Here is a 12085-nt window from a genome sequence, read left to right on the forward strand (position 1 = left end):
GGGCCATTTACCGTGGCCGCGGGTCGCATATATTATGCTTTCCCGAAAAGAAGTCAAGCGATATGCACCTGATTTCTTACTGAAACTGCGCTGGCGTTTCGCCGTTGCCGTGTCAGTGGAGGCGCATTATAGGGACTTCTTCGTCGCTGACAAGCACTAATTTCAAAAAAATTATTGAATGCCTCTTTTTTCACCATTGCGGGGTGAAAACCTTATTACACCGTCTTTTTCTGGGTAAGTTGACCAAACGATTGAGCGAAACGCGCTACCTGTTCCCAATCGGTGTACTCAATCTCTTTGGTACTGTCAGTCTCGCCGCCGGTCATATGCATAATCAATTGAATCATCACGCGGTCAAACCAGCGGTAACGCGGATAACGCAATGCGCCAGCAAAGACAGCGCCCAAATCCGGCTGCCAGGGCGAGCGCAACAAAAACTTACGCGTATAGGCATTGGTTTGCAGCGAACGTTTCTCCGGTTTACGGGCGGTCAGGTTGACAGAGAAAAAGGCGCTAGGTTTTTGTTGCAGTAAAACGAGATGCTGACGGATAAATTTTTCCAACGCCGGATGAAAACGCCCGTAGCGCACTGATGCGCCAATCATCACCTTGTCATACTTGTCGAGGTCAACCTCATGAGCACTCAGAATATTGACGACATCACACTCCAGGGTTCCTTTCAGGTTATTAGCGATATAAGACGCTATCGCCCGTGTTTGACCATCCCGACTGGAAAACAATATTAATGCCTTCATAGCATGTTTCCTTATATATCCGTTATTCCCGCCAAAAAGTAGGAGTAAAGAGTACCAGCATGGTGAATACCTCCAGACGACCAAATAACATAGTGACAATCAAAATCCATTTGGCAGCGTCATTCATGGAGGTGAAATTGTCGGCCACCGTTCCAAGCCCTGGCCCGAGATTGTTCAGCGTGGCGGCTACTGCTGCAAAGGCGGAGAAATTGTCTACTCCCGTCGCGATCACCGCCAACATACTCACGATAAACACCAGTGCATAAGCCGAGAAAAACCCCCACACGGCTTCCAGTATCCGCTCCGGCAACGCACGCTGACCAAGCTTAATGGTATATACCGCATTCGGATGAACCAATCGCTTCAGTTCACGCGATCCCTGTAAGAACAGTAACAGGATACGAATCACTTTCAGGCCGCCACCGGTCGAACCAGCGCAACCACCAATAAACGCGGAACACAGCAGCAATACCGGCAAAAACAGCGGCCATGAAGCAATGCTATCTGTGGTAAAACCGGCGGTAGTCGCCATTGAAACCACCTGAAAGAACGCCTGATTCAGGGTTTCCATACCATTCTTGTACACACCGTGCCCCCACAAAACGAGGGTGCAAATCACAACCAGCGACATCTGAACAAAAATGAACATACGGAATTCTGGGTCACGCCAATACACTCGCAGGCTGCGCCCGCTCAACACCGCAAAGTGCAAACCAAAATTACAGCCGGAAATCAGCAGAAACACCGCGATAATGGTATTGATGGTAGGACTGTTAAAATAACCGATGCTGGCATCATGGGTAGAGAATCCACCGATGGCGATGGTGGAAAAGCTATGGCTGATGGCATCAAACACCGACATACCCGCCAGCCATAGTGAAAACGCGCAGATAGCAGTCAGCAATACGTAAATCAACCACAGTGTTTTGGCCGTTTCCGCGATACGGGGCCGCATTTTATTATCCTTCAGCGGCCCAGGCATTTCGGCGCGATAGAGCTGCATCCCGCCGACGCCCAGAATCGGCAGAATGGCCACCGCCAGCACGATGATCCCCATACCGCCCATCCATTGCAGCATTTGCCGGTAAAACAGAATGGCTTTCGGCAGCGAATCCAACCCGACCAGCGTGGTCGCACCGGTTGTCGTCAGGCCGGAAAAAGACTCGAAGAAGGCATCCGTCACCGACAAGCTGGGGCGTTCGGCAAACAGAAAAGGCAACGCCCCGACGCTACCCAACACCGTCCAGAACAACACCACGATCAGAAAACCTTCACGGGCTTTCAGTTCATGGCGATGCTTGCGGTTAGGCAGCCACAGCAGCAGCCCCATTACCAACGCGACAATAAATGTCTGAATAAATGCCCGACCGGCGCCGTCACGATAAATCAACGCCACCATGCCGGGAATGAACATGGTGCCGGAAAACAGGATGACCAGCAGTCCGACAATGCGGGTTATGGCACGCAAGTGCATCAGGGAGCCTTCCTTAAACGGTTCAAGATTACGCGCTGGATTATTGTGAAATTGGCTGCAAATGCAACGCGCCGCGGCTAATATCGCGCAACCGTCGCGTCGCGTCGTCCACGGCCGTGACCGGAAGAGCCAGTTGGAGCGAGACATCGCCGGCGTACTCGGTTGAGACTACCTGCCCTTGTAACGCCAAGACGACGGCCTCCACCTGCGGCAACAACGCATAATCGCACTGCAATCGATACATCCGATACATCACTTTCTGCTGCAGCGACAGTTGCTTCAGGGCTTGTTGCACGCCACCGCCATAGGCTTTGACCAGCCCGCCGGTACCCAGCCTGATGCCGCCATAATAACGCACCACCACCGCCACAACCTCGCCGATGCCGCTGCCCATCAATTGAGCCAGCATCGGTTTGCCCGCGGTTCCCGAGGGTTCACCGTCATCGGAAAACCCGAGTTGTTGCGAATCGTCCGGCGCGCCCGCGACATACGCCCAGCAATGGTGCGCCGCCGAGGGGTGCTGCTCGCGAGCCTGCTGAATTACGCCACGAGCCGCGTCCACCCCGCAAGCCGGAGTGAGCAGGGTGATGAAGCGACTCTTTTTAATCTCTTCCTGAACGCTGACAGACGCAGCAGGGACCGGATATGCCTGCATCAGGCCAGATCAAGCGCGCGGGTCAGGTTTTCAATGCGTTTGTCATGAACCACGATATTGTCTTCAATACGAATACCGCCGAACGGGCGCAACGCATCCAGCTTCTGCCAGTTGAAATGCTGGCGTAGCTCGCCCTGACGCCAGGGCTCAAGCAACGAATCGATGAAATAGATACCCGGTTCGATAGTCAGCACCATGCGCGGCTCCAGAATCCGGGTACAACGCAGGTAGGGATGGGCTGATGGCGCAGGCAGCGTCGTGCCGGCGTCGTCCTGCATAAATCCGCCGACGTCATGCACCTGCAAGCCAAGCGGATGGCCCAGACCGTGCGGCAGGAACGGCGACGTCACGCCCTGCTCCACCATCGCTTCTTCACTCAGCCCGGTCACCAGTTGATGACGTTTAAGCAACGCCGCCACCCGGCGATGCATCTGTAAATGGTAGTCGGTATAACGCACGCCGGCCTTCAGAGTATCTATCAGCGCCAGTTGCTCGCGGTTCAGGTCTTTTACCAACGCAGCATAGTCATTGTCATGCTGCGCGGCATAGGTACGGGTAATGTCCGCCGCATAGCCGTTATATTCTGCGCCGGCATCCAGCAGGAAACTGCGCATTTCCGCCGGCACCCGATGTTCGAGCTGAGTATAATGCAGCACCGCCGCGTGCTCGTTGAGAGCGACGATATTGCCATAAGGCACATCGGTATCACGGTGACCGGTGGCGGTCAGGTACGCCAGATTGATGTCAAATTCGCTCATGCCGGACTGGAACGCTTCGTATGCGGCATGGTGGCCGACCACCGCCGTTTTCTGCGCTTCACGCATGCAGGCCAGTTCGTAATCCGTCTTGTAGGCACGGTGGTAATGCAGATAATCCAGCACGCCTTTCGGGTTGATATGCTCCGGCGCCACGCCCAGATTCAGCGCCCGTTGCGGCGCGGAACCGATATAGGCGACACGCTGGCGTTGAACCGGCAATTGCTGGCCGATGTCGTCGGCCTTGCGCAGTACCTGGATGTCCAACGATGTGGTCCAAAAACTGTCCGGCACCGGTGCCACGTTATGCCAGTAATCAACGGGGGAGTAGAACCACAGCTTCGGCGTATTGACCCCATCCACCCACAGCCAGCAGTTCGGCACTTGCGTCACCGGCAGCCAGGCTTTGAACTGCGGGTTAACTTTGAACGGATAAGCATGATCATCCAGAAACGCCATCATCAGCTCACCGGAGTGGATCAATAAGGCATCCAGATTATGCCGTGCCAGAACCGCCTGCGTGCGTTGCTGCAGAGTCGCCACATGTTGATGATACAAAGAAGTCAGCGTTTCCATCACAATCCCCATTGATAACAGACTGTTTCCCAGTGTAACACAGTGCCCTGATGAGGGCAGCGTTGCTCACCTTGTGATCCTCCCGGCAAATCCCTCATGTGTTGTTTGCATTTCATTAACATCAAAACCACAATTTCTTACATCTGGTCATACCAGATTACGGATAACAGTGGAGAACACCATGATCTATCAAGGCGACACGCTGTACCTTAACTGGCTGGAAGACGGCATTGCCGAACTGGTTTTTGCCGCGCCCGGCAGCGTCAACAAGCTGGATACCCGCACCGTAGCCAGTCTTGGCGAAGCCCTGAATCACCTGACGAACCAACCCTCACTCCGCGCGCTGCTACTGCGCTCGGATAAACCCGCCTTCATTGCCGGAGCGGACATCACCGAATTCCTGTCGTTGTTTGCCGCCCCGCCGGAAGCGTTGCATCAGTGGCTGACCGAAGCCAACGCCATTTTCAGCCGACTGGAAGATTTGCCGGTGCCGACGTTATCCGCCATCAACGGCTATGCGCTGGGCGGAGGATGCGAATGCGTGCTGGCGACCGATTTCCGTCTTGCAACGCCTGATGCGCGCATCGGCCTGCCGGAAGTCAAACTGGGTATCATGCCGGGGTTTGGCGGCACGGTCCGATTGCCGCGGCTGCTGGGCGCGGACGGCGCGCTGGAAATCATCACTGCGGGTAAAGACCTGTCTGCCGGCGAGGCGCTGAAAGCCGGGCTGGTGGATGCGATAACAGACAGTGACAAGTTGCTGTCTTCCGCCCTGCATATGTTGCGTCTGTCGGCGGAGGATAAACTGGACTGGCGCACCCGCCGTCGTCAGAAACAATCGCCGCTGCGGCTTAACCGTATCGAAGCCACCATGAGTTTTGCTACCGCCAACGCGCTGGTGCAACAAGCGGCAGGCCGCCACTACCCCGCACCGATGATGGCGCTCAAAACCATCGAAGCCGCCGCCGGGCTGCACCGCGACGCCGCGCTGAAGCTCGAAACCGATAATTTCGTCGCGCTGACTCAAACCACCGCGGCATACGCGTTGGTCGGTGTATTCCTTAATGAGCAGGCGGTAAAAAGCGCCGCAAAAAAATGGGCTGGCGATGCCTCGCCGCCCGCTCGTGTTGCCGTACTGGGCGCCGGGATCATGGGCGGCGGCATTGCCTGCCAGTCGGCACGCAAAGGGGTGCCAGTGTGGATGAAAGATATCAGTGAAAAAGCGCTGACACTGGGGATGGAGGAAGCGGCCAAGCTGCTTAACGCGCAGTTGGAACGCGGCAAACTGGACGCCATGACCATGGCGGGGGTGCTGGCCCGTATTCACCCGACACTCAATAACAACGGGCTTGAACAAGCTGACCTGATTATCGAAGCCGTAGTGGAAAACCCGCAGGTAAAAGCCAGGGTGCTGGCCGATATCGAAGCTTATGTCAGCGAACAGACGTTGATTGTTTCCAATACGTCGACGATTCCCATCGGGCAATTAGCCACTTCATTGCAGCGGCCGCAAAATTTCTGCGGGATGCACTTTTTCAACCCGGTACATCGTATGCCGCTGGTTGAAGTGATACGAGGCCCAAAGACCGATGAGAAAACGCTGGCCCGCGTGGTGGCCTACGCCAGCAAGATCGGCAAAACCCCGATCGTGGTGAACGACTGCCCGGGATTCTTCGTCAACCGCGTGCTGTTTCCCTACATTGCCGCCTTCAACCTGCTGATGCGCGACGGCGCGGATTTCCGCGACGTGGACGCGGTGATGGAGAAACAGTTCGGTTGGCCGATGGGGCCGGCTTACCTGTTGGACGTAGTCGGGCTGGATACCGCTCACCACGCGCAGGCGGTGATGTCGGCAGGCTTTCCGCAGCGTATGGCGAAAACCTATCGCGACGCGGTCGATGTGCTGGTGGAGCATCAGCGTTTCGGTCAGAAGAGCGGCGCGGGCTTCTACCGCTACTATCCGGATGCCAAAGGCAAACCACGCCGCGAACAGGACGAGCAGACCGATATCTTGCTGGATGCGGTCTGCCAGCCGAAGCGAACCTTCAGTGCGCAAGAGATTATCCATCGCCTGATGGTGCCGATGCTCAACGAAGTCGCGCGTTGTCTGGAAGAAGGTATCGTCGCCACCCCGGCGGAAGCCGACATGGCGCTGCTTTACGGCCTGGGTTTCCCGCCATTCCACGGCGGCGCCTGCCGTTACCTGGATACGCTGGGCAGCCAGCACTATGTCGACATCGCCCAGTCGCTGGCATCACTGGGGCCGCTTTACGCCATACCGGAAAGCCTGTTGCAGATGGCGCAACGCCAACAGCGTTATTACCCGGCGGTTGAACCTCACAGCAACCTTTCTCTTCATCAACCGGCATAAGGACGCACGACGATGGAAAAAGCAGTAATTGTTGATGCGGTGCGCACCCCGATGGGGCGTTCCAAAGGCGGTGCGTTTCGTCAGGTCCGGGCGGAAACCCTGTCCGCTCACCTGATGCGCAGCCTGCTGAGTCGCAACCCGGCGCTGGACGCGGACAAGATTGACGACATCTACTGGGGTTGTGTGCAACAAACGTTGGAGCAAGGCTTTAACGTGGCGCGCAACGCGGCATTGCTGGCGGAAATCCCCCATTCGGTGCCGGCGGTGACGGTCAACCGCCTGTGCGGTTCATCCATGCAGGCGTTACACGACGCGGCGCGCGCCATTATGGTGGGTGATGCCGACGTTTGTCTGGTCGGCGGCGTCGAACACATGGGGCATATGCCGATGACCCACGGCGTCGATTTTCACCCTGGACTCGGCAAGAGCATTGCCAAAGCGGCGGCGATGATGGGGCTGACGGCGGAACTGCTGGCGCGCCAACATCACATCAGCCGCGAAATGCAGGACGCGTTCGCCGTCCGCTCACACCAGCGTGCCTGGGCTGCGACCCAGTCCGGTGCCTTTCGCCGCGAAATTATCCCCACTACCGGTCATAACGCCGACGGCGCGCTGCAACCGTTTGACTACGACGAAGTCGTCAGAGCGGAAACCAGTATCGACGCGCTGGCAGCGCTGCGCCCGGCATTTGACCCGGTCAATGGCACAGTCACCGCCGGCAGTTCATCAGCGCTGTCGGATGGCGCGGCAGCGCTGCTGGTAATGAGCGAATCCCGCGCACTGGCGCTAGGGTTAACGCCACGGGTACGCCTTCGTGCGACGGCGGTCGTCGGGTGCGACCCATCCGTGATGGGATACGGCCCGGTGCCCGCCACCCAGAAAGCGTTACAGCGGGCAGGGCTCTCACTGAGCGATATCGGTCTGTTTGAACTGAATGAGGCGTTTGCCGCCCAAACGCTGCCCTGTCTCAAAGCACTCGGGCTACTGGAAAGCATGGACGACAAGGTTAACCTGAACGGCGGCGCCATTGCGCTTGGTCATCCGCTGGGATGTTCCGGCGCACGCATCATCACCACACTCATCAATTTGATGGAACAGCGGAATGTGGAATTCGGCGTGGCGACCATGTGTATCGGTTTAGGTCAGGGCATCGCGACGGTACTGCAACGGGTATAACCTCCACCCGCCGGTGCCACCGTACCGGCGGAGTCAACACCCACATCAGGAAACCCGCTCCCGATGGCGTGAAGAAAGCCACTCATACAGCCCCATGCCTGCGAGCATAGCGGCAAAGAACACCCAGCCTTTCACTGTGCCATACGACAGCAGCACCAACGCCGGGCCGGGGCAAATACCGGCCATCCCCCAGCCGATGCCAAACAGCAGGCTGCCCGCCACCAGCGGTTTGTCGATCGCTTTTTTTAGCGGCAGGGAAAACAACGCCACGCACAGCGGCTTTGCCATCCGGCCGACAAGACGAAAACCGAGCGTCCCGACCACCAGCGCGCCTCCCATCACCAGCGCCAACGACGGGTCCCACTGCCGGGTAATATCCAGGAAACCCAGCACTTTCTGCGGGTTCGCCATACCGCTGATCAGCAGCCCGATCCCAAAAACCAGCCCGGCCAGAAAAGAAAACAGGTTATTCATCGTCCGCTCCTTAACGTGCGTCATAACACCCTATTCAACGGAATGCGCCCAGCGCCCAGACGGTGACAAACGCCGCCCCCATGAAGGTCAGCGTCGCCACTAACGATCGCAGCGACAAACGGGATAAGCCACACACACCATGTCCACTGGTGCAGCCCGCCCCGTATCGAGTGCCGACGCCCACCAATAGACCGGATACGACCAGCCAGAGCGTGGATGTTGATATCGTACTCTCCGGCAACGGTGCCGCCAGTTGGTAGAGCCAGGGCGCAGCGATCATCCCCAGCACAAACGCCAACCGCCATCCTTTATCCGGTGACGAGCGGTTCAGTAGCCCACCGAGAATGCCGCTGATGCCGGCAACACGTCCGCAGAATACCGCCAGCATCACTACCGCAACGCCAATCACCAGACCGCCTGTCAGGCTCATCAGCGGCGTGAACGCCGCCATATCAATCTGCATAATCTCTACCCCCAATGATGTCAGGCCGTACACCAGCCAGCGCAATCCATACCGCACATTGCGCTGCGACGAACGGCACCAGCTCGCAGCACAACCGAGAGCCCTTTCATGTGTTTATGCTGCGTTAGGGCAATCAGCGATGAGGGTGCCTATCGCTTGTCGCCCACCAGTTCAGGCTCGGTCATACAACCACTATGTGATACGCGGCTCCGCCGTACCGGCTGTCCCTCTCACAAAAAATAATATATTATTTTATATAATGAAAGATACCATATTGTTACCAAACTTGTTACCAAACCCCATCACCGATCACACCATATATGACTTGATGGACGATCTGTTTTGATGGACGATCTGTTGTAGAAAACAGGCTGCTGAAAAACAACAAGGCCGGGTATCAACCCGGCCTCGCAAGCACAACGATGACAAAAATCAAATGAAAGAAAAAGCATCGCTGTACATGTGCGCGCTCTGTGCACCACGTTCGTTGCAAAAACGCTCACGGGCAATTTTCGCCATCTCGAAACGGCCTGCGATATAAATATCGTGCGACGCCAGCGAGCCGAAATCCTGGAGTACCGCACTCAATACGGTTCCGGAACGGCCATGCCACTGTTCATCCGGCTGTTCAACCACCGGGATCACCTTCAGGTTAGGGTGTGACTGCGCCAGAGCTTGCAACGCCCCCAGATCGTACAAGTGTCGCAACTCACGGCCACCCCAATACACGGAAACCGGACGTTCCGGCTGGCTTGCCAGCACCGTCAGCAAAATAGAACGCACATAGGAGAACCCTGTGCCGCCCGCTATCAGAATCAACGGCCGATCGCTGTCTTCACGCAACCAGGCATCACCGTGGGGAATATCCACCACCAGCGATTTTTCCTTCAAAATGCGATCCATCACGGCCATCGCATACAGGTTCATCTCAGACGCCCCGATATGCAATTCGATAGTCCCTTGTTCTGTCGGCGTTGAGGCCACGGAGAACGGGCGCTTGTCACGTTCGTCCATTACCACCATCAAATATTGCCCGGCACGAAAGGAAAAAGGTGCCGATGGCAATAAGCGCACCCGGTAAACCGTATCGGTGATAGCTTCCACCGACGTTACTGTACAGCTCAACGTTGTCATGCGTTCCCTCTGTAGGGTCAAAGCAAAATGGGGAACAGCGTAAGCGCCGTCAGTGCGGCTTACCACTGTCATTCAATATGGCCAATTCATCCCATATGGCGTCCACACGGGCGACAACCGACGGATCTTTGGTAATAGGGTGACCCCATTCACGTTGCGTTTCACCCGGCCATTTATTCGTTGCATCCAGCCCCATTTTGGAGCCAAGCCCGGAGACCGGTGAAGCAAAATCCAGATAATCAATCGGCGTATTTTCAAGTAGCAACGTATCACGCGCCGGATCCATACGTGTGGTGATTGCCCAAATCACATCTTTCCAGTCGCGGGCATCAATATCGTCATCACAGACAATAACGAATTTGGTATACATGAACTGGCGTAAAAAAGACCAGACGCCCATCATCACCCGTTTGGCATGACCGGCATACTGTTTTTTCATAGTAACGACAGCCAGCCGGTAAGAACAGCCCTCTGGCGGCAGATAAAAGTCGACGATTTCCGGAAACTGCTTTTGCAGCAGCGGCACGAACACTTCATTCAGCGCCACACCCAGAACGGCAGGCTCATCGGGCGGGCGACCGGTATAAGTGGAATGATAAATCGCATCGCGCCGCTGGGTCACGTGGGTTACGGTAAACACTGGGAAATGGTCGACTTCATTGTAATAACCGGTGTGATCGCCATAAGGGCCTTCCGGCGCCGTTTCATCCACGTCGATATAGCCTTCCAGCACGATTTCGGCGCTGGCCGGCACGTCCAGATCGCAGGACAGGCATTTCACGACTTCGGTCTTGTGACCACGCAGTAACCCGGCAAAAGCATATTCAGATAACGTATCCGGCACCGGCGTCACCGCGCCCAGAATGGTAGCCGGATCTGCGCCCAACGCGACCGCGACCGGGAAACGCTCGCCGGGGCGTTGCTGACGCCACTCCTGAAAATCCAGTGCACCGCCGCGGTGTGACAACCAGCGCATAATCAGTTTGTTGCGGCCAATCAGTTGCTGACGGTAAATCCCCAGATTCTGGCGCTCTTTGAAAGGCCCGCGCGTGACCGTCAGTCCCCAGGTGACCAACGGCGCCACATCGCCCGGCCAGCAATGCATGATCGGAATTCGGCCCAGATCCACCTCATCGCCTTCCCATACCTGCTCCTGGCAGGGCGCACTCGACAGCCGTTTGGTCGGCATGTTAAGCACCTGCCGAAATTTAGGTAGCTTATCCACCAGGTCACGAAAACCACGCGGCGGTTCCGGCTCTTTTAAAAATGCCAACAAGCGACCGATATCACGCAACGCGCCGACCTCTTCCTGCCCCATTCCCAGCGCCACGCGCTTAGGCGTACCGAACAGGTTGCACAGCACCGGCATACCGTAACCTTTCGGATTTTCAAATAACAGCGCCGGGCCGCCGGCACGCAGGGTGCGATCGGCAATTTCGGTCATTTCCAGGTAGGGATCTATCGGCTGATGGATGCGTTTGAGTTCGCCTCTCGCCTCAAGCTGAGCGAGAAATTCACGTAAGTCACGGTATTTCATGCTGATCATCAGAAAGGTCAGTGGTGGCGGTATTATAAAGGCTATTGACCATGCTGTCGCTTACCGCCCGCGCGATTTCCGGCAAGTGCCTGAACCTGCTACGTTCAACGCCGCCTGCAATTTAGGAATTTCTCCCGGAAATTTTATCCCGCAAGGGATAACGCTTTTGCTATCCTCTCCCGCTGAGAAAGCCATAGAAAAGTGAAATTATGCGAGCCTGGTACTTACTTTATTGCAAGCGCGGCCAACTATTACGGGCCAAAGAACATCTGGAACGTCAGGACGTGGTCTGCCTGAGCCCGATGATCGCGCTGGAGAAAATCGTACGAGGGAAACGAACCGAGGTCAGTGAACCGTTGTTCCCCAATTACCTGTTCGTCGAGTTCGACCCGGAGCACATACATACCACCACTATCAGCGCCACTCGCGGCGTCAGTCATTTTGTTCGTTTTGGCAGCCTGCCGGCACTCGTCCCCCAGCAGGTGATTGACGATTTGCAGAACCATCAATGCACGTCTCACATCGCCCCTGAAACGCCGCAGCCCGGCGATGAAGTCACCATCACCGAAGGGGTGTTCAGCGGCCTTCAGGCCATTTATACCGAACCGGATGGCGAAGCGCGCTCCATGCTGCTGCTCAATCTGCTGAACAAGCAGGTACGGCAAAGCATCGACAACCGCCAGTTTCGAAAAGCATAAACCGTCAGGGCTACGCC

At 56.4% G+C, this 12085-nt stretch carries 12 protein-coding genes; 4 read left to right on the top strand and 8 right to left on the bottom strand.

Annotated features, from left to right (window positions below):
- Positions 1 to 215: 215 nt before the first annotated feature.
- The 4 genes from hemG to pepQ are packed head-to-tail and all read right to left on the bottom strand — an operon-like array spanning position 216 to position 4215.
- A complete protein-coding gene (hemG, locus tag DCH402_RS19205) occupies positions 216 to 755 on the bottom strand; it encodes a menaquinone-dependent protoporphyrinogen IX dehydrogenase (protein WP_040002876.1) in 540 nt (179 codons plus the stop codon).
- A gap of 22 nt (positions 756 to 777) precedes the next feature.
- Positions 778 to 2229, bottom strand: a complete 1452-nt coding sequence (gene trkH, locus DCH402_RS19210; RefSeq protein WP_040002877.1) for a Trk system potassium transporter TrkH — start codon at positions 2227 to 2229, stop codon at positions 778 to 780.
- A 40-nt stretch (positions 2230 to 2269) separates the two neighbouring features.
- Positions 2270 to 2884 carry an IMPACT family protein gene (locus tag DCH402_RS19215; protein WP_040002879.1) on the bottom strand — a complete coding sequence of 205 codons (615 nt, stop codon included), beginning with the start codon at positions 2882 to 2884 and terminating at the stop codon, positions 2270 to 2272.
- Positions 2884 to 4215: a Xaa-Pro dipeptidase gene (gene pepQ / locus DCH402_RS19220; protein WP_040002882.1), complete on the bottom strand. Its 1332-nt coding sequence runs from the start codon at positions 4213 to 4215 to the stop codon at positions 2884 to 2886. Before pepQ ends, DCH402_RS19215 begins: the two co-directional genes overlap by 1 nt.
- A 181-nt stretch (positions 4216 to 4396) precedes the next feature.
- Between pepQ and fadB the strand changes: the two genes are divergently transcribed.
- Both fadB and fadA read left to right on the top strand, forming a co-directional pair.
- Positions 4397 to 6586, top strand: coding sequence for a fatty acid oxidation complex subunit alpha FadB (fadB, locus tag DCH402_RS19225; RefSeq protein WP_040002884.1), 2190 nt, complete (start codon positions 4397 to 4399; stop codon positions 6584 to 6586).
- A 12-nt stretch (positions 6587 to 6598) separates the two neighbouring features.
- Positions 6599 to 7762, top strand: a complete 1164-nt coding sequence (fadA, locus tag DCH402_RS19230) for an acetyl-CoA C-acyltransferase FadA (protein ID WP_040002885.1) — start codon at positions 6599 to 6601, stop codon at positions 7760 to 7762.
- Positions 7763 to 7807: 45 nt separating this feature from the next.
- On the opposite strand, the gene DCH402_RS19235 is transcribed toward fadA, so the two are convergent.
- The 4 genes from DCH402_RS19235 to ubiD all read right to left on the bottom strand — a co-directional run bounded on the left by DCH402_RS19235 (position 7808) and on the right by ubiD (position 11379).
- A complete protein-coding gene (locus DCH402_RS19235; protein WP_040002887.1) occupies positions 7808 to 8236 on the bottom strand; it encodes a DUF6691 family protein in 429 nt (142 codons plus the stop codon).
- A gap of 34 nt (positions 8237 to 8270) precedes the next feature.
- Complete coding sequence (locus DCH402_RS19240) at positions 8271 to 8699, bottom strand: YeeE/YedE family protein (protein ID WP_040003755.1); 429 nt, start codon at positions 8697 to 8699, stop codon at positions 8271 to 8273.
- Positions 8700 to 9131: 432 nt separating this feature from the next.
- Positions 9132 to 9833: an NAD(P)H-flavin reductase gene (fre, locus tag DCH402_RS19245; protein ID WP_015848203.1), complete on the bottom strand. Its 702-nt coding sequence runs from the start codon at positions 9831 to 9833 to the stop codon at positions 9132 to 9134.
- A 49-nt stretch (positions 9834 to 9882) separates the two neighbouring features.
- Entirely contained in the window at positions 9883 to 11379 is a 1497-nt protein-coding gene (gene ubiD, locus DCH402_RS19250; RefSeq protein ID WP_081642194.1) for a 4-hydroxy-3-polyprenylbenzoate decarboxylase, read from the bottom strand.
- Here ubiD and DCH402_RS19255 point away from each other — a divergent pair.
- Complete coding sequence (locus DCH402_RS19255; protein ID WP_040002890.1) at positions 11369 to 11575, top strand: hypothetical protein; 207 nt, start codon at positions 11369 to 11371, stop codon at positions 11573 to 11575. The genes ubiD and DCH402_RS19255 overlap by 11 nt on opposite strands.
- Before the next feature lie 4 nt (positions 11576 to 11579).
- The gene (rfaH, locus tag DCH402_RS19260) at positions 11580 to 12068 is read left to right on the top strand and encodes a transcription/translation regulatory transformer protein RfaH (protein WP_040002892.1); all 489 of its coding nucleotides are present in this window, start codon (positions 11580 to 11582) and stop codon (positions 12066 to 12068) included.
- Positions 12069 to 12085: the final 17 nt, after the last annotated feature.

The organism is Dickeya chrysanthemi NCPPB 402, assembly GCF_000406105.1.
GTDB classification, from domain to species: Bacteria; Pseudomonadota; Gammaproteobacteria; order Enterobacterales; family Enterobacteriaceae; genus Dickeya; species Dickeya chrysanthemi.